Genomic DNA, 24,810 nt, shown 5'->3' on the forward strand with positions numbered 1-24,810 from the left:
CCTCGGAGGGTCACGCTAGCCGCGGCCGACGACCCGGTCGAGAGCGTGGTGCGGGCGGGGTGCGGCCGGCGCACCGCGAGGCACCCCCGCACCTTGGTTGACGGTTCAACTTCGCGTAGCCTGACCGACCACGCCCCCGACCGACCACAGCCGCACCGGCCCACCGAGACGGAGACCCCGCATGAGCACGTCCTCCCAGCGCGAGGAGCGGGCCGCACGGCTCGCGCAGATCCAGGCGGCGCAGCGCCGCTCCTCCCGTCGGCAGACCGCGATCGTCCTCGGCGTCATCGGCACGCTCGTCACGGGGCTGATCGCGGCGACCGCGGTCGTGCTGGTGGGCGAGTCCCGCCGGACCTCGCAGCTCGAGGCCCAGGCGGGACAGGAGATCGAGGGCGTCGAGACGTTCGACGGCCTGTCGTTCGACCACGTGACGACCGAGGTCGACTACCCGCAGACGCCCCCGGTGGGCGGTGAGCACAACGCCGTGTGGCAGAACTGCGGCGTGTACGACGCCCCGGTGGTCGACGAGCACGCCGTGCACTCCCTCGAGCACGGCGCCGTCTGGCTCACGCACTCCCCCGACCTGCCGGCCGACCAGGTCGCGGCGCTGCACGCGCTCGCCGACGGCCGCCCCTACGTGATGGTCTCCCCGTACGAGGGCCAGCCGTCACCCGTCGTCGCGACCGCGTGGGGCGTCCAGCTCCAGCTCGACGACGCCGAGGACGAGCGGCTGCCGGTCTTCGTCCGCAAGTACCTGCTGAACCCCGAGCTGCCCGAGGCCGGTGCGCTGTGCAGCAACGGCGTGGGGTCGCCCGCGTGACGGACGTCCCGGCGCCGGCGCCTGCCCCGGCGGACCGCACCCGGTCCGCACTGGGGCAGGCGTTCGTCGGGCTGTCCGGGACCGGCCGCGCCGTCGTGGCGCTGCTGGTCCTGCTGGCACTGGTGGTCGGCACGGCCGTCGGGGCGACGCTCGTCGCGCGCCCCGACGCCGCGACCCCGTCCGACGGCTCGGTCGAGGCCGGGTTCGCCCGCGACATGCAGGCGCACCACGCGCAGGCCGTCGAGCTCGCGGTGCTGGTCCGCGACCGGTCGGACGACGAGACGCTGCGCGCGATCGCCCTCGACATCCTCACGATCCAGCAGCAGCAGATCGGGCAGATGGCGGCCTGGCTGCGCCTGTGGGGCCTGCCGGCGGCGTCCCCCGACGGCCCGATGGCCTGGATGAGCGAGGACGGGGAGCACGCGCACGCGGCGGGGGCGGGAGGCACGGGCGGGCTGCCCGCGATGCCCGGGTGGGTGCAGGCGGCCGACATGGCGGCGCTGCGCGACGCCGACGGCACCGACGCCGAGCGCCTGTTCCTGTCGCTGATGATCGACCACCACGTCGGCGGGGTGGAGATGGCCGGGTACGCCGCCGAGCACGCGCGGCATCCCGAGGTGACGCGCCTCGCGCAGGGCATCGTCGACTCCCAGAGCCGCGAGCAGGTCGTGCTGCAGGACCTCCTCGACGCCCGCGGCGGACCGCTCGACGACTGACGCCCCGGCACCGGCAGGGCTGCCGGCGCCCCCGGTGCGGCGTCGACCGCGTGCACGGCCGGGTGCCTCGATCTGGGAGGATGGGTGACATGAGCGACCTGACCCCCAGCCCCGAGACCCCGACGAGCGCACGCGCCGCCCGCCAGGTACCGGACAAGGTCACGGTGGACGGCCTCGAGGAGCGCTGGTCACGCACGTGGGCGGACGACGGCACCTACACGTTCGACCGGACGGCCGAGCGCGAGCAGGTGTACTCGATCGACACCCCGCCCCCGACCGTGTCCGGGTCGCTGCACGTGGGCCACGTCTTCTCGTACACCCACACCGACGTCGTCGCCCGCTTCCAGCGCATGCGCGGCCGCGCGGTCATGTACCCGATGGGCTGGGACGACAACGGCCTGCCCACCGAGCGCCGGGTGCAGAACTACTACGGCGTGCGCTGCGACCCGTCCCTGCCGTACGTCGAGGGCTTCGTGCCCCCGCACGAGGGCACGGACGGCAAGGCCGTGAAGCCGGGCGACCAGGTGCCGGTCTCGCGCCGCAACTTCATCGAGCTGTGCGAGCGGCTGTCGGCCGAGGACGAGGTGCAGTTCGAGGCGCTGTGGCGCCGGCTCGGACTGTCCGTCGACTGGTCGATGACCTACCAGACGATCGGCGCGACGGCCCGCGCGGTGTCCCAGCGCGCGTTCCTGCGCAACCTGCAGCGCGGCGAGGCCTACCAGGCCGAGGCGCCCGGCCTGTGGGACGTGACGTTCCAGACGGCCGTCGCCCAGGCCGAGCTCGAGGCCCGCGACTACCCCGGGGCGTTCCACAAGGTCGCGTTCCACCGCCCCGACGGTGAGCCGGTCGTCATCGAGACCACCCGTCCGGAGCTGCTGCCGGCCTGCGTCGCCCTCATCGCGCACCCCGACGACGAGCGGTACCAGCACCTGTTCGGCACCACCGTGACCAGCCCGCTGTTCGGCGTCGAGGTGCCCGTGCTGGCCCACCCGGCGGCCGAGCCGGACAAGGGCGCCGGCATCGCCATGTGCTGCACCTTCGGCGACCTGACCGACGTGCAGTGGTGGCGCGAGCTGCGCCTGCCGACGCGATCGGTCGTCGGGCGTGACGGCCGCATCCTGCGTGACACCCCGCAGTGGCTGACGTCCGACACGGGCCGCGCGCTGTACGGCGAGCTGGCCGGCAAGACGACGTTCAGCGCGCGCGAGGCCGTCGTGGCGGGTCTGCGGGAGTCCGGCGACCTGCTCGCCGACCCGGTCCCGACCCAGCGCAAGGCCAACTTCTACGAGCGGGGCGACAAGCCCCTCGAGATCGTCACGAGCCGCCAGTGGTACATCCGCAACGGCGGCCGCGACGAGGGCCTGCGCGAGGAGCTGCTGGCGCGCGGCCAGGAGCTCGCGTTCCACCCCGACTTCATGCAGGTGCGGTACGAGAACTGGGTGGGTGGCCTCAACGGCGACTGGCTCGTGTCGCGTCAGCGCTTCTTCGGTGTGCCGATCCCCGTGTGGTACCCGCTCGACGCCGACGGCGAGCCCCGGTACGACGCGCCGATCGTCCCCGACGAGTCCGCGCTGCCGGTCGACCCGTCGAGCGACGTGCCTGCCGGCTACACCACCGACCAGCGCGGCGTGCCGGGCGGGTTCGTCGGCGATCCCGACGTCATGGACACCTGGGCGACGAGCTCGCTGACCCCGCAGATCGTGTGCGGGTGGCTCGACGACCCCGACCTGTTCTCCCGGACGTTCCCGATGGACCTGCGCCCGCAGGGGCAGGACATCATCCGCACCTGGCTGTTCTCGTCCGTGGTGCGCGCCCACCTGGAGTCGGACTCGCTGCCGTGGAAGCACGCGGCGATCAGCGGGTGGATCCTCGACCCCGACCGCAAGAAGATGAGCAAGTCCAAGGGCAACGTCGTCACGCCGATGGGGCTGCTCGAGGAGCACGGGACGGACGCCGTGCGCTACTGGGCGGCCAGCGCCCGGCTCGGGACGGACGCCGCGTTCGAGGTCGGCCAGATGAAGATCGGCCGTCGCCTGGCCATCAAGGTCCTCAACGCCTCGAAGTTCGTCCTGTCCTTCGGGCCGGCCGACGAGCCCGTGTCGCTGGACGCCGCGCTGGTCACGCAGCCGCTGGACCGGGCGATGCTCGCCGGGCTGGCCGACGTCGTCGACCAGGCGACGGCCGCCCTCGAGGCGTACGACCACACGCGCGCCCTGGAGCTCACCGAGACGTTCTTCTGGACGTTCTGCGACGACTACCTCGAGCTGGTCAAGGACCGCGCGTACGGTGCGGGCGCCTCGGCGGCCGAGGTGACGCCCGGCACGGCGTCCGCGCGCGCCGCCCTGGGGCTCGCGCTCGACACGCTGCTGCGGCTGTTCGCCCCCGTGCTGCCGTACGCGACCGAGGAGGTCTGGTCGTGGTGGCGCGAGGGCACGGTGCACCGCGCGCCGTGGCCGACCAGCGACGCGCTGCGCGCCGCCGCGGGCGACACCACGCCCGGTCTGGTGGCCGGTGCGGGCGCCGCGCTCGCCGCGCTGCGCAAGGTCAAGTCCGAGGCGAAGGTCTCCATGCGCACGCCGGTCGAGCACGCGGTCCTCGAGGTGCCGGACGCCCTGCGTGCCGGCGTCGAGGCCGCCCTCGAGGACGTGCGCAACGCGGGCCGGGCCACCGGCACGCTGGAGCTCGTCACCGGCACCGGCGAGACCGTGGTCGCCCGTGAGGCGCTGCTCGGCGAGGCGGTCGCCCGCTGAGGCACCCGCTCGTGCGCCCGCCGGCGCCCTCGGGGCGGCGGCGGGCGCTCCCGTGCCGCCGCCCGGCCGGGGACGGAGGTCCCTGGCGCCGGCGTGACGGATAGGAATGATGTGAGGCGTATAGTTATGCGCGCACAGATCCGTTCGGAAGGACCCCCCATGCGCCACCACCTGCCCGCCGCCGCGCTCGCGGCCGCCGCCCTGCTCGCCCTGAGCGCCTGCTCGGGCTCCGGCGACGACACCGCCGCGGCGGCCGACGGCGAGCTCGCGCTCGTCACGCCCGGCACGCTCACCGTCTGCACCAACCCCCCGTTCGAGCCGTTCGAGTTCGAGGACGAGAACGGTGAGATCGTCGGGCTCGACATCGACATCACGCGTGAGGTGGCCGAGGACCTCGGCCTCGAGCTCGAGGTCGTCGTCTCGCCGTTCGACACGCTGGAGTCCGGCGCGTCGCTCAACACCGGCGCCTGCGACATCAGCGCGTCCGGCCTGACGATCACCGACGAGCGCGCCGCGAAGTTCGACTTCTCGCAGCCGTACTTCGACGCCGACCAGGGTCTGCTCGTGGCCGCGGGCTCGGGCATCGACGACGTCGACTCGCTCGCCGGCAAGAAGATCGCCGTGCAGATGGCGACCACGGGCGAGACCTGGGTCGAGGAGCAGGGGCTGACCCCGGTGCAGTTCGAGGACCTGGGGCTGCAGATCCAGGCGCTGCAGACCGGCCAGGTCGACGCCGTCGTCAACGACATCGCGGTCCTGGGGGCGTTCGTCTCCGAGGGCCTCGAGGTCACGAGCACCTTCCCGACCGGAGAGCAGTACGGGCTCGGCGTGAAGAAGGGGAACACCGCCCTCCTCGAGGCCGTCGACGCGACGCTCGAGCGCATCCACGAGGACGGCACGTACGACGCCATCTACACCGAGCGCATCGGTACCGCGCCCCTCGCCGACTGACGCCCGCGTGGTGCGGGGCCGGCCGGCGCCTGCCCCGCACCACCACGACCCGGGAGTGCGCATGACCACCGCCCCGCAGACCTTGCAGATGCCACCCGGCCGCCGCCGGACGAGCCCACGCACCCGCGCCCGGATCACCCGGGTCGTGCAGTACGTGGTGCTCGCCGCCGCGGTCCTCGCCGTCGTCACGCTGACGGACTGGGCCAACGTCACCACGCAGCTGTTCGACCCCGCGGTCGCGGCCGAGCTCGCCGACCGCATGCCGCGCGGGCTGTGGAACACCGTGAAGTACACCCTCGGCGCCTTCGCCGTGGGCCTGCCGCTCGGCGCGCTGCTCGCGTTCATGAAGCTGTCGTCCGTCGCGGCGTACCGGTGGATCGCGACCGCCTACATCGAGTTCTTCCGGGGCATCCCCGCGCTGCTCGTCGTGCTGTCGGTCGGCTTCGCCGTGCCGATCGCGTTCGGCGTCAGCATCCCGTCGATGCTCGCGAAGGCGTCGATCGCGCTCGGCGTGGTCTCGTCCGCGTACATCGCCGAGACGCTGCGCGCGGGCATCCAGGCGGTCCCCCGGGGCCAGATCGAGGCGGCGCGCTCGCTGGGCATGTCCCACGGGCGCACCCTCGTCCAGGTGGTCATGCCGCAGGCGTTCCGCATCGTGCTGCCGCCGCTGACCAACGAGATCATCCTGCTGACCAAGGACACCTCGCTCGTGTTCCTGCTGGGCATGCAGGTCGCCGAGTACGAGCTGACGAAGATCGGCCGCGACGCGCTGAGCACCGCCCAGGGCGGGCTGACGGCGCTGTTCGTCGCCGGCGCGTGCTACCTCATCATCACCCTGCCGCTGGGCCAGCTGACACGTTGGCTGGAACGGCGCACGGCAGCGAAGGGACGCGGCAAGTGAGCGAGAGCCCCACCGACGGCACGGTCGTCGTCTCGGTCAAGGACCTGCACAAGTCGTTCGGCGAGCGTGAGGTGCTGCGCGGCATCGACCTCGAGGTCGCCGCCGGCGAGGTCGTGTGCGTCATCGGGCCGTCCGGGTCCGGCAAGTCCACCCTGCTGCGCTGCGTGAACCTGCTCGAGCAGCCGACCTCCGGGCGGATCGACGTGCTCGGCGTCGAGGTGACCGACCCCGACGTCGACATCGACCGCGTCCGCACGCACGTCGGGATGGTGTTCCAGCAGTTCAACCTCTTCGGGCACAGGTCGGTGCTCGAGAACTGCACGATGGCCCAGCGCGGCGTGCTGCGCCGCTCGCGCGAGGACGCGGAGCGCGTCGCGCTGGCGAACCTCGAGCGCGTCGGCCTGGCCGACCGCGCCCACGCGGTGCCCGGGCAGCTGTCCGGCGGTCAGCAGCAGCGCGTGGCGATCGCCCGCGCGCTGTCGATGGACCCCCAGCTCATGCTGTTCGACGAGCCCACGTCCGCGCTCGACCCCGAGCTGGTCGGTGACGTCCTCGGCGTCATGCGCGACCTCGCCGACGCCGGCATGACCATGATCGTCGTCACCCACGAGATGGCCTTCGCCCGCGAGGTGGGCGACCGCGTCGTGTTCATGGATGACGGCCTCGTCGTCGAGTCCGGCCCGGCCGACCAGGTCATCGGCGCGCCCCGCGAGGAGCGGACCCGGTCCTTCCTCCAGCGTGTGCTCGATCCCACGCACCAGCACCCCCAGGGCTGACGGTCGCGCGCACTAGTGTCGTGATGTCGTCCGTCCGCCCTCAGGAGCCCCTCCCCATGCCCGAGTACACCTCCCCCACTCTCGTCGAGCCCGACCCGAGCGCCTCCATCTGCACGCTGCTCGCCGACCGGCTGAAGCGCGACGCGAAGGGGGTGCTCGCGGAGCGGCAGACCGGGCTGGGCGGGACGTGGCAGCCCGTCACGGTCGCCACGTTCGTCGCCGAGGTCCGCTCCATCGCGAAGGGCCTGGTCGCCATCGGCGTGCAGCCCGGCGACCGCGTCGCGATCATGTGCCGCACGCGCTACGAGTGGACGCAGCTCGACTTCGCCATCTGGACGGCGGGGGCGGTCGGGGTCCCGATCTACGAGACGTCGTCGGCCGAGCAGGTGCGGTGGATCGCGTCGGACTCCGGGGTCCGCCTCGCCCTCGTCGAGACTCCCGCGCACGCCGCCGTCGTGACGCAGGTCCGCGACGACCTGCCGGGGCTGAGCGAGGTGCTCGTCATCGACGAGGGCGCGATCGACACGCTGGTCACGCGGGGCATGGACGTGTCCGACACCGAGATCGACCGGCGCAGCGTCCTCGCCCGAGGCGCCGACCTGGCGACGATCATCTACACCTCCGGGACCACGGGCCGGCCCAAGGGTGTCGAGCTGACGCACGGCAACTTCGTCGACCTGGCCCGCAACGGTGCGATCGGCCTGGGCGAGGTCGTGTCCAAGCCCACGTCGCGCACGCTGCTGTTCATGCCGCTGGCGCACGTCTTCGCGCGGTTCATCGAGGTGCTCTGCGTCGAGTCGGGCGCGGTCATGGGTCACACCCCGGACACCCGCAACCTCCTGCCCGACCTCGCCTCCTTCCGGCCCAGCTACCTGCTCGCGGTGCCGCGCGTGTTCGAGAAGGTCTACAACTCCTCGGAGCAGAAGGCCGGCCACGGCGCGTCGCTGCGCATCTTCCGCTGGGCCGCCAAGGTCGCCATCGCGTACTCCCGCGCGCTGGACACCCCGTCGGGCCCGGGCGCGGCCCTGCGCGCCCAGCACCGCGCGGCCGACGCGCTCGTGCACCGCAAGCTGCGCGCCGCGCTCGGCGGCAACGTGGAGTACGCCGTGTCCGGCGGTGCCCCGCTCGGTGAGCGGCTGGGGCACTTCTACCGCGGCATCGGCGTGCACGTGCTCGAGGGCTACGGGCTGACCGAGACGACCGCCGCGACCACGGTGAACCGGCCCGGTCTGACGAAGATCGGCACCGTCGGCCCGCCGCTGCCCGCCACCTCGGTGAAGGTCGACGACGAGGGCCAGATCTGGATCTCCGGCCCGCACGTCTTCCGCGGCTACCGGCACATGCCCGAGGAGACCGCCGAGGCCCTGGTCGACGGCTGGTTCAGGACCGGCGACATCGGCACGCTCGACGAGGACGGGTACGTCCGGATCACCGGGCGCAGCAAGGAGATCATCGTCACCGCGGGCGGCAAGAACGTCGCACCGGCGGTCCTCGAGGACCGTCTGCGCGGCCACCCGCTGGTGAGCCAGGTCGTCGTCGTCGGCGACCAGCGCCCGTTCATCGGCGCCCTGGTGACCCTGGACGCAGAGATGCTGCCGGGGTGGCTGGCGATGCACGGCCTGCCCCCGATGGACGTGCCCACCGCTGCGGCGAACCCCCAGGTGCTCGAGGCGCTCGACCGCGCCGTCGCCCGGGCGAACGAGGCGGTCTCACGGGCCGAGTCGATCCGCAAGATCGCGGTGCTGACGACCGACTTCACCGAGGCGAACGGCTTCCTGACGCCGTCGCTCAAGGTCAAGCGGGCCGCCGTGCTGCAGAGCTTCGCACCGCAGATCGAGCAGCTCTACGTGGACACGCGCGGCGAGCACTGACGGGCGGGGCGGGTCACGCCCCCGAGCGCAGCCGACGGGTGTCCGCCGACTGCGTCGGGACCGACTCGCTGGGCGTCGACCCGTCCGCCCAGCGCAGCACGGCCCCGACACCGTCGACCAGCTCGACGTCCCCGTCACCCAGGAACGTGATGCCGGCGTCCTGGCCCAGCACCGCCCGGACCAGGGCCACGTCGGCGGGCAGCTCACGGCACTCCCCGTCGACCACGCCGATCGTCGTGAGGTCGGCCCGGGACGTCGCGAGCTGCAGCGGTTCGGGCCCCACCCACAGGGTGCGCTCCGCCAGGCCCGCGTCCAGCGCGTCGACGGAGACGACGAGCTGGTCGACCTGCCCGCGGCGCAGCACCTCGACCACGTCGTCGATGCCCGTCACGGCGCCCTCGCCACGGCCGCGCGCCTCGCGGTAGCGCTCCACCTGCGCCGCGCGGCGTCGGGCGCGCAGCGCGTCCACCGCCTCGGCGAGCCGCGCGGCGAAGGCGCCGGCCTGGATGCCCTCGCCCCGCCCGCCGCCTGCGACCTCGACGACGAGCCGCCGCGTGTGCTGGTCCAGGGCGTCGCGCACCAGCGGGACGGTGCGCACGTCACCGGTCAGGACCACGAGGCCGGGTGCCGTCTGCGTCACGCGTCGGTCGACCGCCGCGGCGACCGCCTCGGCGTTGCGCTGCCAGGAGTCCTCCGCCCGCGTCTGCCCGCGCCGCTCGATGCCGCTCTCGCGCACCTTGTGGACGTCGTCGTGACCGCCCTCGACGGTCTCGGTGGACCGGACCGGACCGACGGCGGCGTCCACGTCGAGCCACCGCAGGTCGGCGCCGCTGCGGTCCACCGCCACGACCAGGACCTGCACCGACTCCTCCGCCGCGCGCACGACGGGCGAGAGCGCCGGCACCGGTCCGTACACGCCCCGCGACGCCGGTGGTGCGACCCGCAGGACCCGGTCGACGAGCACACCCTCGGCGTCCGCCACGACGACGCGGCCGTGGGCGTCGCGGCACCCGTCCGGCCGGCCGAGCACCTCGGCCACCTGGTCGAGCACCGCAGCGGGGGCACCGTCCCGCTCGAGGTCCCGCCGCACCGACCGCCAGCGGTCCATCGGGCCGGACTCGCCGGCCACCTCCGCGGGCGACGCGTCGAGGTGGACGGTGACGAACGGCGCCGGACGGCCGAGCAGCGGCTTGAGCCAGTGCAGGTGCATGGGGTCGGACTCCTCCTGCGTGGGCACGTCCCCGGCGACGTCACCGCGCGACCGGTGCGGACCACCGGGGCTGACCCCTCTACCATCGGTCACGCTCCCGGCCCACGCCAACGGTCACCGGTCGGGACCGGAGCCGGACGGGCGTCCGTCAGGGCCGCTGCGCGTGACCCTGGGCGATGGCCTCGTGGTGGTGGATCACCTCGGCCACGATGAACGCCAGGAACTTCTCCGCGAACACGGGGTCCAGCTCCGCCTCCTGGGCGAGGCGACGCAGCCGGCCCACCTGCTCGGCCTCGCGGGCCGGGTCCGACGCGGGCAGCCCCAGCTCGGCCTTGAGGACGCCCACGCGCTGCGTCGCCTTGAACCGCTCCGCCAGGATGTGCACGAGCGCGGCGTCGATGTTGTCGATGCTGCCGCGCAGCCGCGCCAGCTCCGACGGGACGGCGGGGGCTCCGGAACCGCTCACGCGCTCTTCTCACGCGGTGCGCGCTTGTCACGCGACGCCTCGCGAGGGACCAGCGTGGGGTTGACGTTGTCCAGCACCACGTCACGCGTGATGACCACGCGGGCCACGTCGTCGCGGGACGGGACCTCGAACATCACCTGCTGCAGGACCTCCTCGAGGATGGCGCGCAGACCGCGCGCACCGGTCCCCCGCAGCAGCGCCTGCTCGGCGATGGCCTCGACCGCCGCGGTGTCGAACTCCAGCTCGACGCCGTCGATCTGGAACATGCGCTGGTACTGCTTGACGAGCGCGTTGCGGGGCTCGGTGAGGATCCGCACGAGCGCGACCCGGTCGAGCGGCGAGACGGTCGTGATGATCGGGACGCGGCCGATGAACTCGGGGATGAGCCCGAACTTCAGCAGGTCCTCCGGCATGACCTCGCCGTAGACGTCGACGTCGTCGGCCGAGTGGATGGGCGAGCCGAACCCGATGCCGCGGCGTCCTGCGCGCGAGGTGATGATCTCGTCGAGCCCGGCGAAGGCGCCGGCCACGATGAACAGGACGTTCGTCGTGTCGATCTGGATGAACTCCTGGTGCGGGTGCTTGCGCCCGCCCTGCGGCGGCACCGACGCCGTGGTGCCCTCGAGGATCTTCAGCAGGGCCTGCTGCACGCCCTCGCCCGAGACGTCGCGCGTGATCGACGGGTTCTCGCTCTTGCGGGCGATCTTGTCGATCTCGTCGATGTAGATGATGCCGGTCTCGGCCTTCTTGACGTCGTAGTCAGCGGCCTGGATCAGCTTGAGCAGGATGTTCTCGACGTCCTCGCCGACGTAGCCCGCCTCGGTCAGCGCAGTGGCGTCCGCGATGGCGAACGGGACGTTGAGCATCTTGGCGAGCGTCTGCGCGAGGTACGTCTTGCCGCAGCCGGTCGGGCCGATCAGCAGGATGTTCGACTTCGCGATCTCGACCTGCTCCTCGCCGGTGGTCGTCGCGCGCGCGGACTCCCCGGCCTGGATGCGCTTGTAGTGGTTGTACACGGCGACGGCGAGCGACCGCTTGGCGGGCTCCTGACCGACGATGTACTGCTCGAGGAAGTCGAAGATCTCCTTCGGCTTGGGCAGCTCGACCATGCCGACCTCGGTGGCCTCGGCGAGCTCCTCCTCGATGATCTCGTTGCACAGGTCGATGCACTCGTCGCAGATGTAGACGCCCGGCCCCGCGATGAGCTTCTTCACCTGCTTCTGGGACTTGCCGCAGAACGAGCACTTGAGAAGGTCCGCACCGTCCCCGATACGCGCCATGTGCGTCCCCTTCCCTCGTGTCGCCCTCCGCCGTGCCGGCGGTGCGCCGTCGTCGTGACCTCGCGGTCCGCGAGTCACGTTCCCCCATTGCACACCACCGGCGGCCCCGTGTCAGCCGAACCCGACGGGTGCGTCGCGGCGTGTCGGAGCCGACACGCCGTCCGATGCGTCCCGATTCGCGCGGATGACCCAACCATGGCCCATCGTTTGCCGCGGTCCCGCCGTCGGGCGGGACCGCGGCACCCGGACGTCAGCTGGGCTGGACCACCGTGGGGTGCACACCCTTGCGGCTCTCGAGCACCTGGTCGACGATCCCGTAGTCCTTGGCCTGCGCCGCAGTGAGGATCTTGTCGCGCTCGATGTCCTGACGCACCTGCTCGATCGGGCGTCCGGTGTGCTGCGCGAGCGCCGCCTCGAGCCACTCGCGGATGCGGATGAGCTCGTTGGCCTGGATCTCGATGTCCGACGCCTGCGCGTAGCCGCCACCCTCCATCGCGGGCTGGTGGATCAGCACGCGGGCGTTGGGCAGCGCGAGGCGCTTGCCCGGCGAGCCGGCGGCCAGCAGGATGGCCGCCGCCGAGGCCGCCTGCCCGAGGCAGACGGTCTGGATGTGCGGCTTGATGTACTGCATCGTGTCGTAGATCGCCGTGAGCGCCGTGAAGGAGCCACCGGGCGAGTTGATGTACAGCGTGATGTCGCGGTCGGGGTCCGTGGACTCCAGCACGAGCAGCTGCGCCATCACGTCGTCCGCCGAGGCGTCGTCCACCTGCACGCCGAGGAAGATGATGCGGTCCTCGAACAGCTTGGTGTACGGGTCCTGGCGCTTGAAGCCGTAGGCGGTGCGCTCCTCGAACTGCGGCAGCACGTACCGGCCCGCCGGGGACGCGGGCGCCGCGCCGCCGGCCAGCCGGCTGGCACGGGCGATGAACTGGGACTCCATGCTCACGAAGGTTCTCCTCGCTGGTTCTCTGCGCGTCGCCGGGCCGTCAGGCCGGGGTACCGGGGTCGGTGCCCCCGCCGCCGGTCACGGAGTGGCTCTGCGTCACCACGTGGTCGATGAAGCCGTACTCGAGCGCCTCGGGGGCGGTGAACCAGCGGTCACGGTCCGAGTCGGCGTTGATCTGCTCGACGCTCTTGCCCGTCTGCTCGGCGATCAGCTCGGCCAGCACCTTCTTCATGTGCAGGATCAGCTGGGCGTTGATGCGCACGTCGGTGGCGGTGCCACCGATGCCGCCGGACGGCTGGTGCATCATCACGCGGGCGTGGGGCGTCGCGTACCGCTTGCCCTTGGCCCCGGACGACAGCAGGAACTGCCCCATCGACGCCGCCATGCCCATCGCGATCGTCGCGACGTCGGGCTTGATGTACTGCATGGTGTCGTAGATCGCCATGCCGGCCGTGATCGACCCGCCCGGCGAGTTGATGTAGAGCCAGATGTCCTTGTCCGGGTCCTCGGCCGCCAGCAGCATCATCTGCGCGCAGATGGCGTTGGCGTTCTCGTCCCGGACCTCCGAGCCGAGCCAGATGATCCGCTCACGGAGCAGTCGGTTGTAGATGTGGTCGTTGAGACCGAGACCCGGAGAATCTGCCCGGGCCACGGCCGGCACCTGCTCGTTCACGAAGGCTCCCTCGTCTGGCTGCGTCCTACCCTGCGCACCGGTCCGCTCCCCTGCCGGGGGCGACGGACGGCCACGCGTTGCAGCGACCCTAACGCCCGCGTGCGCCCGCCCACGTCCCGCCCGCGCGCCGTTTCGCTGACGGCGCAGCCGTGGCGGGCGCCCCGCCCACGGCGGGACGACGACGGCCCCGCCGCACCCGCGAGGGGCACAGCGGGGCCGTCGTCGACGTGCGGGGACCTGGCCGGTGTGTCAGGCCTTCTCGTCGGCGCTGTCCTCGCCGAACGCGACGGACGACACGTCGGTCGCGGGGTCGGCGGCGACGGCGGCCTCGGCGGCGGCGTCGGCCTGGTCGGCCGCCGCGTCCTCCTCGTCCGTGCCGATGAACTCCGACAGGTCGACGGCCGCACCGGAGCCGTCGACGACGGCGACGCGGCGCAGCGCGACGGCCAGCGCCTTGGAGCGTGCGACCTCGGCCACCATCGCCGGGATCTGGCCCTGCTGGTCCAGCGTCGTGATGAACGTGTTGGGGTCCATGCCGTACTGGCGCGACGCGCTGACCAGGTAGTCGAGCAGCTCGCTCTGGCTGACCTTGATGTCGAGCTGCTCGGCCAGCGTGTCGAGCAGGATCTGGTTGCGCAGCGCGGTCTGGGCCTGCTCGGTGACCTCGGTGCGGTGCTCGTCGTCCTCCAGGCGACCCTCGGACTCGAGGTGACGGTGCACCTCGGCCTCGACGACGCCGGCGGGGACGGGGATCTCGACCTCGGCCGTCAGCTTCTCGACGAGCAGGTCGCGCGCCTGCACGGCCTGGTTCGACGCCTTGATGCGGCCCGCCTGCTCGCGCAGGTCGGCCTTGAGCTCGTCGATCGTGTCGAACTCGCTCGCGAGCTGCGCGAACTCGTCGTCGACCTCGGGCAGCTGACGCTCCTTGACGCCGGTCGCCGTGACGCTGACCAGGGCCTTCTCACCCTTGCGGTCACCACCGGCGAGCTCGGTCTCGAACGTCGTGGTCTCGCCGGACGACAGCCCGACGAGCGCCTCGTCCAGCCCCTCGAGCATGTTGCCCGAACCGATCTGGTAGCTCGTGCCGGAGACCTGGTCGATCTGCTCGCCGTCGATCGTCGCGGTGAGGTCGATGACGACGAAGTCGCCCGACTCCGCCGGACGGTCGACGCCCACGAGCGAGCCGAAGCGCTCGCGCAGCGCGTCGAGACGCGCGGCGACGTCCTCGTCCGAGACCTCGACGTCGTCGACCGTGACGCTCAGGCTGTCGAGCTCGGGCAGGGTGATCTCGGGGCGCACCTCGACCTCGGCGGTGAAGTGCAGCTCGCCCTCCTCACCGGCGGCGGCGGGGACGAGGCCGGGGACCTGCGTGACCTCGACGGCGGGCTGACCCATGGGGCGCAGCTTGTTCTCACGGACGGCCTCGGCGTAGAAGCCCGACAGGCCCTCGTTGACGGCGTGCTCGATGACGGCAGGACGACCCACCCGCTGGTCGATGATGCGCGGCGGCACCTTGCCCTTGCGGAAGCCCGGCACGGTCACCTGCTCGGCGATGTGCTGGTACGCGTGGTCGATGCTCGGCTTGAGCTCGTCGTACGTCACCTCGACGGTCAGCTTGACCTTCGTCGGGTCCAGGGTCTCGACGGCGCTCTTCACTTCGATGATCTCCAACTGGTCATGGCCGGGCGCCGGCGGGTCCGACGTGGTGGCACGCTTCGATCTCACGCTCTGGGAGGCGCTGCACGCTGCGGGCCGGGCGACGTCGTGACCGCCCCGAGGTCCAGCCCGGGGTGGCGACGTGCGAGTGCCCGACGGCGCGTACGCGCGACCCTCGATGCTACGCCACGCGTGGGACCGGCCGCCAAGGCGGGCGCCGCACGGGGCGGGCTGCACCGCGCGACGACGGGCAGGAGCACGGGTGTGGGGCGACGACCGCGGCGGAACCGGTAACCTTGCTGCGCCGCCACGGTCGGAGCCCGCTCGGGCACCCGCACCGGGCGCGTGCGGACGTAGCTCAATGGTAGAGCCCCAGTCTTCCAAACTGGCTACGCGGGTTCGATTCCCGTCGTCCGCTCTCTCCCCACCGTCCCCCCGGGCGGACGTCCGGCACGTCCCGCTCGTCACGACCACGGACGAGCCGCTCACCCGTCGGGCCCTCCGGGCCGACCGTCTCCCGCAGCCACCCGGCGAGCGGCTCCGGCAGCCCGGACGCCTGGAGCAGCGGCCTCGACGGACGCGACGGTCCCGTCGTACAGGGCGACGCCGTCGGTGGCCCCCGCGCGCGCCAGTCAGCCGGCGGCGCGACGCACGAGGTCCGCGAGCGTGCGTCCGACCCCGTCCGTCCACGCGGTCAGGGCGTACGACGTCGGCCACAGCGGGCCGTCGTCGAGCGCGGCGGGGTCCTCGAACCCGATGGTCGTGTAGCGCGACCCGAACTTCTCGGACGGCTTGAGGAAGCACAGCACCCTGCCGTCCTTCGCGTAGGCGGGCATGCCGTACCAGGTCCGCGGCGCGAGGTGCGGCGCGTGCTCGCGCACGAGCGCGTGGAACCGCTCCGCGAGCGCGCGGTCGGCCGGCGGCATCTCGGCGATCTTCGCCAGGACGTCCGCCTCGAGCCGGTCGGCCTTCGCCTGCTTCCCACCCCGTGCCGAGTCGGCCCTGAGCTCGGCCGCGCGCTCCTTCATGGCGGCGCGCTCCGCGGCGCTGAACGTGCCCTCGGTGGCCTGTGCCTTCGACGCGGTCATGACGCTCTCCTCGTCGTCGATGCGGACGACTCGACGCTAGGAGGCACCGGAGGGGTGGCGCTTCTCGGATCCTGACCGATCGGCGGATGGTGTCGGGCTGGCGGGATTCGAACCCGCGACCCCCGCGTCCCAAACGCGGTGCGCTGACCAAGCTGCGCTACAGCCCGTGCACCGCCGGCGGGCGGCACGCGCTCACCCTACCGGCGGACCCAGGGCCCCGGACGCCCCGTGGCGCCGCACCCGGCACCACGGGCCCGTCCTCGTGCGACTTCCGTCGGCCGTGCCGGTCGTGATGGGGTGGCGCCGTGACGACGACGTACCTGCAGCCCGGCGACCGCGTGCTCCTGACCGGTGACTCGATCACCGAGTGGGGGCGTGACCACGACCAGCCCGACTCGCCGTGGGGGCTGGGGCACGGGTACGCGGGCATCGTGGCGGCGCTCGCAGGGGCGCGCCGACCCGACCTGGGGCTCACGTTCCACAACCGCGGCGTCGGCGGTGACACCACGCGCATGCTCCGCGACCGCTGGCACCCCGACGCGCTGGCCCTCGAGCCGACCGTGGTGTCGGTGCTCGTCGGGGTGAACGACACCTGGCGGCGCTTCGGCTCCGGGGACGTCACGACCACCGCCGAGTACGAGGAGCACTACCGCGCGATCCTCGACGCGGCGCGCGAGCGGCTCGACCCGCGGTTCGTCCTCGTCGAGCCGTTCGTGCTGCCCGTCCCGCCCGTGAGCCCGGCGTGGCGCGAGGACCTCGACCCCCGGATCCACGTCGTGCGCCGGCTCGCGGCCGAGTACGACGCGGTGCTGGTGCCCGCCGACGGCCTGTTCGCGGCCGCCGCGTCCCGCACCGCGCCCGAGCGGTGGGCGTTCGACGGGGTCCACCCGACCCCGGCGGGCCACGGGCTGCTGGCCGAGGCGTGGCTCGCGGCGGTCGGCCTGGCGGCCCGCTGAGGGTCCGCCCCACCACCGACGTCCGCATGGCGGGACGCCCGTCTCGCGGGGAACCTTTGCGCGTGTCGTCGTGTTGGGACTACCGTCGGCTCGACCACGGGTCGACACCCGTGCCCGGCCCGCCTCTCGCGGGCCCCGGACGAGGAGAGCGATGCGCGTGCCCACCGCCGCCGTAGCCCCCGTCCTGCGCGCCTGCGTGGCGCCCACCTGTTGTCGGTGTCGGTAGAGCGCTGGCGCGCCCGCACGCACCCGTCGTGCACCGCACCGTCCCGGTGCACCCCCGGCCAGCGCTCGCCCCGTCGCCCCGTCACGGCGGGGACCCGTCACCACCGCGCCGCACCGCCGGCGCCCCCTGGCACCGCAGATCCCCCGCACCCGCCGCCCCCTCGGGGCCCGGCGCCGACCGAAGAGGAACCATGGCACGCATCTACGAGGACGCCACCGCGCTCATCGGCAACACCCCGCTCGTCCGCATCAACAAGATCACCGACGGCGCCCCCGCCCGGGTCGTCGGCAAGCTCGAGTTCTACAACCCGGCCAACTCGGTCAAGGACCGCATCGGCGTCGCGATCATCGACGCGGCCGAGAAGTCCGGCGAGCTGCAGGCCGGCGGCACGATCGTCGAGGCCACCAGCGGCAACACCGGCATCGCGCTGGCGTTCGTCGGCGCCGCGCGCGGCTACAAGGTCGTGCTGACGATGCCGGAGACGATGTCGAAGGAGCGGCGCGCGCTGCTGCGGGCCTTCGGCGCCGAGCTGATCCTCACGCCGGGCTCCGAGGGCATGAAGGGCGCGGTCAACCGCGCCAACGAGATCGTCTCCGAGCGGCCGGGCGCGATCCTGGCCCGCCAGTTCGCCAACGAGGCCAACCCCGAGATCCACCGCCGCACGACGGCCGAGGAGATCTGGGCCGACACGGACGGCGAGATCGACATCCTCGTCGCCGGCATCGGCACGGGCGGCACCATCACGGGCGTCGGTCAGGTGCTCAAGGAGCGCAAGCCGGGCGTGCAGATCGTCGGCGTCGAGCCGGCCGAGTCGCCCATCCTCAACGGCGGCGCCCCCGGCCCGCACAAGATCCAGGGCATCGGCGCCAACTTCGTCCCCGAGATCCTCGACACGGCCGTCTACGACGAGATCATCGACGTCGACGCCGAGACCGCCGTGGCGGTCGCCCGCCGCGCCGCGCGCGAGGAGGGCCTGCTCGTCGGCATCTCGTCCGGCGCCGCGCTGCACGCCGCGACGCTGCTGGCCCAGCGACCCGAGAACGCGGGCAAGCTGATCGTCGCGATCATCCCGTCGTTCGGCGAGCGGTACCTCACCTCGGTGCTCTACGCCGACCTGCTCGACTGACGACGCCGGGCCCGGTCGTCGCCCCGCGGCGACCGGGCCCGCAGCCGTCCGCCCTCCCGGCGGACGCCCACCCCTGACCGGAGCCCCACCATGCGTCCCCTGCACCAGTTCCTGCGCACGCTGCGCGACGACCTCGACGCGGCGCACCGGCACGACCCGGCCGCCCGCACCCGGCTCGAGGTGGCGCTGGCGTACCCGGGGGTGCACGCGATCTGGGTGTACCGACTGGCGCACCACATGTGGGCCGTCCCGCTGCTGCGCCTGCCCGCGCGGGTGGTGTCGCAGATGGCGCGGGCGGCCACCGGCGTGGAGATCCACCCGGGGGCCCGGCTCGGGGAGCGCCTGTTCATCGACCACGGCATGGGCGTGGTGATCGGCGAGACCGCCGAGGTCGGCGACGACGTCGTGCTGTTCCACGGTGCCACGCTCGGCGGCCGCTCCATGAAGCGCGGCAAGCGGCACCCCACGCTCGGCGACCGGGTCGTGGTCGGCGCCGGCGCCAAGATCCTCGGGCCCGTGTGGGTCGGCCACGACGCGCAGGTGGGCGCCAACGCGGTCGTCATCACGGACGTACCGGCGGGCGCGATCGCCGTGGGCGTCCCCGCGAAGATCCGCGGCCGGGGCACGCAGGTGCCGCTCGACGTCGAGGTCGACGACCCCGCGATCTACATCTGACCGCCCCGCCGGCCCACGCCCCCGCTCGCCGGGGCGCGACGTCGCCCCACCTTGTTCTAGTTGTTGGCTAACTACTAGACTGGACGCATGATCTTCCGGATCGACCCCACCTCCGGCGAGCCGATCTACGCCCAGCTCGCCGACCAGGTGCGCTCGGCCGTCGCACGCGGCGAGGTGCGCACGGGCGAGCGCCTGCCCTCGGCGCGGGAGCTGGCCACCTCCCTGGAGGTCAACCTCCACACCGTGCTGCACGCCTACCAGATGCTGCGCGACGAGGGGGTCGTCGAGCTCCGGCGCGGCCGGGGCGCCGTCGTCACCGGCACGAGCGCACCGGACCTCACCGACCTGCACGCCGCCGTCTCCGCGCTCGCCGCGACCGCGCGGCGGCTGCGGGTCGCCCCCGAGACCGTCACCACCCTCGTCAAGGAGGCCCTGCGATGACCACCCCGCGCCCGACCCCGCCGCACCGGCTCGCCACGACGCTCACGACGCTCGTGCTGCCGCTGGCCGTGACCGGCACGGCCGTCGCGGTCGGCGCGTCGTGGGCGCCGCGCCTGCCCGACCCGGTCGCGACGCACTGGGGTCCGTCCGGGGCGCCCGACGGGTTCGGCAGCCTCACCGAGATGCTGCTGCTGTCCGGCCTGGTGGTGCCGGTGCTCGCGCTCGGCATGTGGGCGCTGGCCTTCTTCGCAGGCCGGGACACGTCGACGCGGCGCCTCGCGGCAGCCGCCTCGACGTTCCTCGCCGTGATGATGTCCGGGCTGACGATCGGGTCCCTCGCGGGGCAGCTCGACCTGCCGGACGCCGCGGCGAGCCCCGACATCGACCCGACCCTCGGCGTCTCGACCGCGCTCGGCGTCCTCGCCGCCGTCGTGGTCGCGCTGCTCGTGCCCCGCACGGCGCCCCAGCCGGCGACGGCACCGCCGGACGCCGCTGCCCCGCGCACGGACCTCGCCCCCACCGAGCGGGCAGCCTGGAGCGCGACCGTCACGAGCCCGGTCGGCACCGGGGTCGGCGCGGTCGCGACGATCACCACGGCCGTGCTCGCGATCGCGTCGGACGCCCCCTACATGCTCGTCGTCCCGGCGCTGCTGGGCCTGCTGCTCGCCGCCACGCTCGTGCTGCGCGTGAGCGTCGACGCACGCGGGCTGGTCGCCCGTTCCCCGCTGGGCTGGCCGTCGATGCGCGTGCCGCTGGACGAGGTGGTGGTCGCCCGCGTCGCCACGGTCGAGCCGTTGCGCGAGTTCGGCGGCTGGGGCTATCGCGTCGGGGCGGGCGGGCGCGTCGGCTTCGTGCTGCGACGCGGGGAGGCCGTCGAGGTCGAGCGCACCGGCGGCCGCGTGAACGTCGTGACGGTGGACGACGCGGCGACGGCGGCGGCGCTGCTCAACACCCTGGCGGAGCGCAGCCGATCCGGGCGTACCACCGGGTAGCCTCGGCCGGGCGCCGACCGGCGCGCGTCGACGGCGACGACGACAGGGAGCAGCGCATGCGCCTCGGGTACCACACGGGCTACTGGTCGGCCGGCCCCCCGCCGGGCGCCGCGCAGGCCGTCGCCGCGGCCGACGAGCTCGGCCTGGACTCGGTGTGGACCGCAGAGGCGTACGGCTCGGACGCGCTGACCCCGCTCGCGTGGTGGGGCGCCCGCACCCGCCGCGTGCGCCTGGGCACCGCGATCGCGCAGATCTCCGCGCGCACCCCGACGGCCGCGGCGATGGCGGCGCTCACGCTCGACCACCTCAGCGGCGGGCGGTTCGTCCTCGGGCTCGGGGCGTCCGGGCCGCAGGTGGTCGAGGGCTGGTACGGCCAGCCCTACCCGCGGCCCCTGGCCCGCACCCGCGAGTACGTCGACGTCGTGCGCCAGGTGCTGGCCCGCGAGGCCCCGGTGACGTACGACGGCGACTTCTACCGCCTGCCGCTGCCCGCCGACGAGGGCGCCGGGCTCGGCAAGGCGCTGCGCTCGACCGTCCACCCGCTGCGCGCCGACCTGCCGATCCACCTGGCCGCCGAGGGACCGCGCAACATCGCGATGGCGGCGGAGATCGCCGACGGCTGGCTACCCCTGTTCTACTCGCCCCGCATGGACGCGACGTACCGCGAGCTGCTCGCCGACGGCTTCGCGCGCCGCGCAGCGGCCCGCCGGCCCGCGGAGGACTTCGAGGTCGTCGCGACGGTGCCGGTCGTGCTGGCGGACGACGTCGAGCAGGCGGCCGACGCGGTGCGCCCCTTCATCGCGCTGTACGCCGGCGGCATGGGCGCCAAGGGTGCGAACTTCCACCGGGACGTGCTCGACCGCCTGGGGTACACCGAGGCGTGCGACGAGATCCAGGCCCACTACCTGGCGGGCGACCGGGCGCGCGCCACGGCCGCGGTGCCCACCGAGCTGGTGCGCGACATCGCCCTGGTCGGCACCGAGGACGACGTCCGGGCCCAGCTGCCCGCCTGGCGCACCACGGCTGTCACCACCGTGCTGGCCCAGGCGGACCCCCGCACGCTGCCGCGGCTGGCGGCGCTGTGGCGTGAGGCTGGTCACGACGGCGCCCCGGGGGCGGGGACGGCGCCCGACCCGGCCTAGCCTGGGGTCGACGGTGCACCGGCAGGAGGGTGCACCGCACCGCACGGAGCACGTCCGCAAGGGGTCGCATGACAGTCGTCGAGCAGGTCGCGGCGCGCCCGGCGACCTCCGGGACGGGCGACGCCCCGCGGCTGCCCCACCTGCGCGGGCTGGACGGCGTACGCGCCCTGGCCGTCGTCGCGGTGCTGCTCTACCACCTGCGCGTGCCGTGGGCCCCGGGTGGGTTCCTCGGGGTCGACGTCTTCTTCGTCCTGTCCGGCTACCTCATGACGACGCTCGTCCTCGACGAGGTCGCGGCGACCGGCACGTTCCGCACCCGGCGGTTCCTCGCGCGGCGCGTGCGCCGGCTCGTCCCGGCGCTGGCGGTCGTGCTGGTGGCCGTCGCCGCTGCCGGGCTCGTCGCACGCGACGCCCTGACGACGCTGCGCGGCGACCTGCTGGCGGCCGCGACCTACACCTCCAACTGGTGGCAGGTGGTCGCCGACCGCTCGTACTTCGAGCTCACGGGACGCCCGCCGCTGCTGCAGCACCTGTGGAGCCTCGCCGTGGAGGCGCAGTTCTACCTGGTGGTGCCCCTGGCGGCGGTGCTGGCGCTCCGGGCGGGGCGGGCCCGGGTGGGCCAGGTCGCGGCCGGCCTGGCAGTGGCGTCGACCGTCGCGATGGGGGTGATGGCCGCCCGGCAGGGCATGCCGGTCCCCCACGACGCCACGCGCGCCTATGTCGGCACCGACACGCACGCCATGGGACTGCTGCTGGGCGTCGCCGCGGCGACCGTGTGGCAGCCCTGGCGCACGTGGCGCCGGGCGGGGTCGTGGCGCACGGAGCGCGGCGACCCGGTCCGGCGGTTCGAGGCCGGGATCGCCGACGCGGTGGGCGCCGCCGCGCTCGTGGGCGTGGTCGCGTGCGTCGTGCTGGTGGACGAGTTCTCCGCGAGCCTGTACCGGGGCGGGTTCCTGGCGTTCTCCGCCCTGGCCGTCGTGCTCGTGGGCGCCGCCGCCGACCCGGCGGGCCTGCTCGGGCGGGCCCTGTCCCGGCAGCCCCTGCGCTGGCTGGGTGAGCGGTCCTACGGGATCTACCTGTGGCACTGGCCCGTCCTCATGCTGACGCGCCCCGACCAGGACGTCACGCTGCCCGACTGGGCGTCGCCGGTCGTCCGCGTCGGGGTGACGCTGCTGCTGGCCGAGGCGTCGTACCGCTGGGTGGAGACGCCGGTGCGGCGCGGCGCCCTGCGGCGGCTCGTGGCGGCGCTGCGGACGCCCGGCCCCGGACGACGGTCGCTCGCGGTGCGGACCGGTGCCGCGGCGGTCAGCGCGGCGGTGGCGTTGACCGCGCTCGTGGTCGGTGTGGTGCGGACCCCCGCGACCACGGGCGACGCCGTCGTGGCGGCCCCCGCAGCGTCCGCCCCTGCGCCGACGCCGGACCCCGGCGCGATGGCGGGCGTCGCACCGGAGCAGGACCGCGCGCCGGAGCCGACGCCCGCGGAGCAGGTGGGGACGGTCACCGCGTTCGGCGACTCGGTGATGCTGGGCGCGGCCGCGGAGCTGGGCGCCCGAGGCGTGGCGGTGGACGCCGTGGTGTCCCGGCAGTTCGGGGAGATGGTCGACCTGGTGCTCGGCGCGGGCGCCGCCGGGACCCTGGGTGACACGGTCGTGGTGCACGGCGGCACGAACGGGCCGGTGGCGGAGGAGGACCTGCGCCGGCTGCTGGAGGGCACGCGCGACCACCGGGTCTTCGTCGTCAACGTGCGCGTCCCGCGGGCCTGGGAGCAGTACGACAACGAGCTGTTCGCGCGGGTGGTGCCGGAGTACCCGCACGCCCGCGTCCTGGACTGGAAGTCCGGCGGCGACGCGAACCCCGGCTGGTTCTACGACGACGGGATCCACCTGCGCGAGGGGGACGGCCGCACCGGGTACGCGGACTGGGTGGTCCGGGAGATCCAGCCGCGTCCGTGACGTGGTGCCGGCCGGCACCGGCGCGCGAGCGCCCGTGCCGTGGTCGGTCGTTGCCCGCAGGGGCGCCCTGCGGTTACAGTCTGCTCGAAACGTGGTCATCCGGTCTCGAATAGTGAGATCGGCGGGGATCGTCCCGACCACCCGACGCCGCAGGAGGACGCGATGACCGTCGCCCGTCCCCTCCTCGCCGCGTGCTGCCGCTGTTGCTCGTGCTGCCTCATGCAGCCCTGCACCGGCCCCCGCTGACCCCAGCACACCGACCCGCCTCCGGGTCACCCGCCGGTGCCCGCCCCCTCGTGGCCGCCGGCCCCCGCCGGACGCCCACGCCCGACCTCACGGACGTCCCCCATGAGCCACACCACCACCGAGCGCCGTGCCCACACGGTCGCGCTCGACGCCGTGCGCCGCACGTTCGCGACGCCCACCGGCACCCGGACCGTGCTGCACGCGGTCGACCTCGAGCTGCGCGCCGGTGAGATCGTCGCCCTGGTCGGCCCGTCCGGCTGCGGCAAGTCGACCCTGCTGCGCCAGGTCAGCGGCCTGGACACGCCCGACTCCGGGCGCCTCCTGCTGGACGGCACCCCTGTCAGCGGCGTCGACCGGCGCACCGCCGTGGCCTTCCAGGAGCCGCGCCTGCTGCCGTGGCGCAGCCTGACCGCCAACGTGGCGCTCGGCCTGCCGCGCGGCACGCCGAAGCCCGCGGGCCGCGAGCGCGTCGCCGAGCTCCTGCGACTCGTGGGCCTCGAGGAGTCGGCCGACCTGCGGCCGCGGCAGGCGTCCGGCGGCATGGCGCAGCGCACGTCGCTGGCCCGGGCGCTGGCCCGCAACCCCGGCGTCCTGCTGCTCGACGAGCCGTTCGGCGCGCTCGACGCCCTCACCCGCCTGCGCATGCAGGACCTGCTGCTCGACGTGCACGCCGCCGAGCCGACCACCGTCCTGCTCGTCACGCACGACGTCGAGGAGGCGCTGTACCTCGCCGACCGCGTCCTGCTGATGCGCAACCTCGCCCGCTGCCCTGCGGGCACCCCGTCGGTGGCCCGCGTGATCGACGTCCCCGGGCGGCGACCGCGCGACCGGGCCGACCACCAGCTCGCCGAGCTGCGGGCCGAGCTGCTCGAAGGGCTGGGGGTCGCGACCCACCACGCACCGCCGCTCGACCCCGACCTGCACCACTCGATCTGACCGTCCCCACCTCC

General features: G+C 73.8%; 22 protein-coding genes and 2 tRNA genes. 16 read left to right on the top strand and 8 right to left on the bottom strand.

What is annotated here, in order from left to right; translation table 11 throughout:
* Nucleotides 1–181 precede the first annotated feature (181 nt).
* From J1G43_RS12550 to J1G43_RS12580, 7 genes are all read left to right on the top strand, one after another.
* On the top strand, nt 182–820 hold the full coding sequence (locus tag J1G43_RS12550; RefSeq protein ID WP_207341476.1) for a DUF3105 domain-containing protein: 639 nt from the start codon (nt 182–184) through the stop codon (nt 818–820).
* Nucleotides 817–1,536: a DUF305 domain-containing protein gene (locus J1G43_RS12555; RefSeq protein WP_207378558.1), complete on the top strand. Its 720-nt coding sequence runs from the start codon at nt 817–819 to the stop codon at nt 1,534–1,536. The genes J1G43_RS12550 and J1G43_RS12555 overlap by 4 nt, the downstream gene beginning before the upstream one ends.
* An 89-nt stretch (nt 1,537–1,625) precedes the next feature.
* The gene (gene valS / locus J1G43_RS12560) at nt 1,626–4,286 is read left to right on the top strand and encodes a valine--tRNA ligase (protein ID WP_207370754.1); all 2,661 of its coding nucleotides are present in this window, start codon (nt 1,626–1,628) and stop codon (nt 4,284–4,286) included.
* Nucleotides 4,287–4,445: 159 nt separating this feature from the next.
* A complete protein-coding gene (locus tag J1G43_RS12565) occupies nt 4,446–5,237 on the top strand; it encodes a basic amino acid ABC transporter substrate-binding protein (RefSeq protein WP_207341479.1) in 792 nt (263 codons plus the stop codon).
* Between the two features lie 61 nt (nt 5,238–5,298).
* Complete coding sequence (locus J1G43_RS12570) at nt 5,299–6,138, top strand: amino acid ABC transporter permease (RefSeq protein WP_242635678.1); 840 nt, start codon at nt 5,299–5,301, stop codon at nt 6,136–6,138.
* Nucleotides 6,135–6,914: an amino acid ABC transporter ATP-binding protein gene (locus J1G43_RS12575; RefSeq protein ID WP_307859577.1), complete on the top strand. Its 780-nt coding sequence runs from the start codon at nt 6,135–6,137 to the stop codon at nt 6,912–6,914. The genes J1G43_RS12570 and J1G43_RS12575 overlap by 4 nt, the downstream gene beginning before the upstream one ends.
* 56 nt (nt 6,915–6,970) lie before the next feature.
* Nucleotides 6,971–8,785 (top strand): long-chain fatty acid--CoA ligase, encoded by a 1,815-nt coding sequence (locus tag J1G43_RS12580; RefSeq protein ID WP_207378559.1) that lies wholly within the window; start codon nt 6,971–6,973, stop codon nt 8,783–8,785.
* A gap of 13 nt (nt 8,786–8,798) precedes the next feature.
* Here the strand turns inward: J1G43_RS12580 and J1G43_RS12585 are convergent, their stop codons facing one another.
* The 6 genes from J1G43_RS12585 to tig form a co-directional block, all read right to left on the bottom strand.
* Complete coding sequence (locus J1G43_RS12585; protein ID WP_307859578.1) at nt 8,799–10,022, bottom strand: hypothetical protein; 1,224 nt, start codon at nt 10,020–10,022, stop codon at nt 8,799–8,801.
* 121 nt (nt 10,023–10,143) lie between these two features.
* On the bottom strand, nt 10,144–10,461 hold the full coding sequence (locus J1G43_RS12590) for a chorismate mutase (protein WP_207340591.1): 318 nt from the start codon (nt 10,459–10,461) through the stop codon (nt 10,144–10,146).
* On the bottom strand, nt 10,458–11,741 hold the full coding sequence (gene clpX, locus J1G43_RS12595; protein ID WP_207340592.1) for an ATP-dependent Clp protease ATP-binding subunit ClpX: 1,284 nt from the start codon (nt 11,739–11,741) through the stop codon (nt 10,458–10,460). The genes J1G43_RS12590 and clpX overlap by 4 nt, the downstream gene beginning before the upstream one ends.
* 250 nt (nt 11,742–11,991) lie before the next feature.
* Nucleotides 11,992–12,687 (bottom strand): ATP-dependent Clp protease proteolytic subunit, encoded by a 696-nt coding sequence (locus J1G43_RS12600; protein WP_307859579.1) that lies wholly within the window; start codon nt 12,685–12,687, stop codon nt 11,992–11,994.
* 40 nt (nt 12,688–12,727) lie between these two features.
* Entirely contained in the window at nt 12,728–13,360 is a 633-nt protein-coding gene (locus J1G43_RS12605) for an ATP-dependent Clp protease proteolytic subunit (protein WP_089801679.1), read from the bottom strand.
* Nucleotides 13,361–13,609: 249 nt separating this feature from the next.
* Nucleotides 13,610–15,016, bottom strand: coding sequence for a trigger factor (tig, locus tag J1G43_RS12610; protein WP_207340593.1), 1,407 nt, complete (start codon nt 15,014–15,016; stop codon nt 13,610–13,612).
* Between the two features lie 347 nt (nt 15,017–15,363).
* Here tig and J1G43_RS12615 point away from each other — a divergent pair.
* Nucleotides 15,364–15,434 (top strand) — tRNA-Gly (locus J1G43_RS12615).
* Between the two features lie 214 nt (nt 15,435–15,648).
* Here the strand turns inward: J1G43_RS12615 and J1G43_RS12620 are convergent.
* Together J1G43_RS12620 and J1G43_RS12625 are read right to left on the bottom strand one after the other, a co-directional pair.
* Complete coding sequence (locus tag J1G43_RS12620; RefSeq protein ID WP_207340594.1) at nt 15,649–16,104, bottom strand: iron chaperone; 456 nt, start codon at nt 16,102–16,104, stop codon at nt 15,649–15,651.
* A gap of 92 nt (nt 16,105–16,196) precedes the next feature.
* Nucleotides 16,197–16,271: transfer RNA gene (locus J1G43_RS12625), tRNA-Pro, on the bottom strand.
* Nucleotides 16,272–16,409: 138 nt separating this feature from the next.
* Between J1G43_RS12625 and J1G43_RS12630 the strand changes: the two genes are divergently transcribed.
* The 8 genes from J1G43_RS12630 (at nt 16,410) to J1G43_RS12665 (ending at nt 24,796) form a co-directional block, all read left to right on the top strand.
* A complete protein-coding gene (locus tag J1G43_RS12630; RefSeq protein WP_207340595.1) occupies nt 16,410–17,060 on the top strand; it encodes an SGNH/GDSL hydrolase family protein in 651 nt (216 codons plus the stop codon).
* Nucleotides 17,061–17,476: 416 nt separating this feature from the next.
* Nucleotides 17,477–18,412 (top strand): cysteine synthase A, encoded by a 936-nt coding sequence (gene cysK / locus J1G43_RS12635; RefSeq protein ID WP_207340596.1) that lies wholly within the window; start codon nt 17,477–17,479, stop codon nt 18,410–18,412.
* A 90-nt stretch (nt 18,413–18,502) separates the two neighbouring features.
* Complete coding sequence (gene epsC, locus J1G43_RS12640) at nt 18,503–19,087, top strand: serine O-acetyltransferase EpsC (RefSeq protein WP_207340597.1); 585 nt, start codon at nt 18,503–18,505, stop codon at nt 19,085–19,087.
* Nucleotides 19,088–19,174: 87 nt separating this feature from the next.
* On the top strand, nt 19,175–19,528 hold the full coding sequence (locus J1G43_RS12645; protein WP_207340598.1) for a GntR family transcriptional regulator: 354 nt from the start codon (nt 19,175–19,177) through the stop codon (nt 19,526–19,528).
* Nucleotides 19,525–20,520, top strand: a complete 996-nt coding sequence (locus J1G43_RS12650) for a DUF1648 domain-containing protein (RefSeq protein ID WP_207340599.1) — start codon at nt 19,525–19,527, stop codon at nt 20,518–20,520. The genes J1G43_RS12645 and J1G43_RS12650 overlap by 4 nt, the downstream gene beginning before the upstream one ends.
* 56 nt (nt 20,521–20,576) lie before the next feature.
* A complete protein-coding gene (locus tag J1G43_RS12655) occupies nt 20,577–21,662 on the top strand; it encodes an LLM class F420-dependent oxidoreductase (protein WP_207340600.1) in 1,086 nt (361 codons plus the stop codon).
* Nucleotides 21,663–21,730: 68 nt separating this feature from the next.
* Nucleotides 21,731–23,614, top strand: coding sequence for an acyltransferase family protein (locus J1G43_RS12660; RefSeq protein ID WP_207378560.1), 1,884 nt, complete (start codon nt 21,731–21,733; stop codon nt 23,612–23,614).
* A gap of 348 nt (nt 23,615–23,962) precedes the next feature.
* Nucleotides 23,963–24,796: an ABC transporter ATP-binding protein gene (locus J1G43_RS12665; RefSeq protein WP_207378561.1), complete on the top strand. Its 834-nt coding sequence runs from the start codon at nt 23,963–23,965 to the stop codon at nt 24,794–24,796.
* The last annotated feature ends 14 nt before the right edge of the window (nt 24,797–24,810 follow it).

It is taken from the genome of Cellulomonas sp. zg-ZUI22 (assembly GCF_017353535.1).
Classification (GTDB): Bacteria; Actinomycetota; Actinomycetes; order Actinomycetales; family Cellulomonadaceae; genus Cellulomonas; species Cellulomonas wangleii.

Bases quoted from the DNA above. Each gene is read 5' to 3' on its own strand.
- J1G43_RS12660 (WP_207378560.1), top strand. From the start codon at position 21,731: ATGACAGTCGTCGAGCAGGTCGCGGCGCGCCCGGCGACCTCCGGGACG.
- epsC (WP_207340597.1), top strand. From the start codon at position 18,503: ATGCGTCCCCTGCACCAGTTCCTGCGCACGCTGCGCGACGACCTCGAC.
- cysK (WP_207340596.1), top strand. From the start codon at position 17,477: ATGGCACGCATCTACGAGGACGCCACCGCGCTCATCGGCAACACCCCG.
- J1G43_RS12620 (WP_207340594.1), bottom strand. From the start codon at position 16,104: ATGACCGCGTCGAAGGCACAGGCCACCGAGGGCACGTTCAGCGCCGCG.
- J1G43_RS12580 (WP_207378559.1), top strand. From the start codon at position 6,971: ATGCCCGAGTACACCTCCCCCACTCTCGTCGAGCCCGACCCGAGCGCC.
- J1G43_RS12665 (WP_207378561.1), top strand. From the start codon at position 23,963: ATGAGCCACACCACCACCGAGCGCCGTGCCCACACGGTCGCGCTCGAC.
- J1G43_RS12550 (WP_207341476.1), top strand. From the start codon at position 182: ATGAGCACGTCCTCCCAGCGCGAGGAGCGGGCCGCACGGCTCGCGCAG.
- J1G43_RS12645 (WP_207340598.1), top strand. From the start codon at position 19,175: ATGATCTTCCGGATCGACCCCACCTCCGGCGAGCCGATCTACGCCCAG.
- clpX (WP_207340592.1), bottom strand. From the start codon at position 11,741: ATGGCGCGTATCGGGGACGGTGCGGACCTTCTCAAGTGCTCGTTCTGC.
- J1G43_RS12650 (WP_207340599.1), top strand. From the start codon at position 19,525: ATGACCACCCCGCGCCCGACCCCGCCGCACCGGCTCGCCACGACGCTC.
- valS (WP_207370754.1), top strand. From the start codon at position 1,626: ATGAGCGACCTGACCCCCAGCCCCGAGACCCCGACGAGCGCACGCGCC.
- J1G43_RS12570 (WP_242635678.1), top strand. From the start codon at position 5,299: ATGACCACCGCCCCGCAGACCTTGCAGATGCCACCCGGCCGCCGCCGG.
- J1G43_RS12655 (WP_207340600.1), top strand. From the start codon at position 20,577: ATGCGCCTCGGGTACCACACGGGCTACTGGTCGGCCGGCCCCCCGCCG.
- J1G43_RS12565 (WP_207341479.1), top strand. From the start codon at position 4,446: ATGCGCCACCACCTGCCCGCCGCCGCGCTCGCGGCCGCCGCCCTGCTC.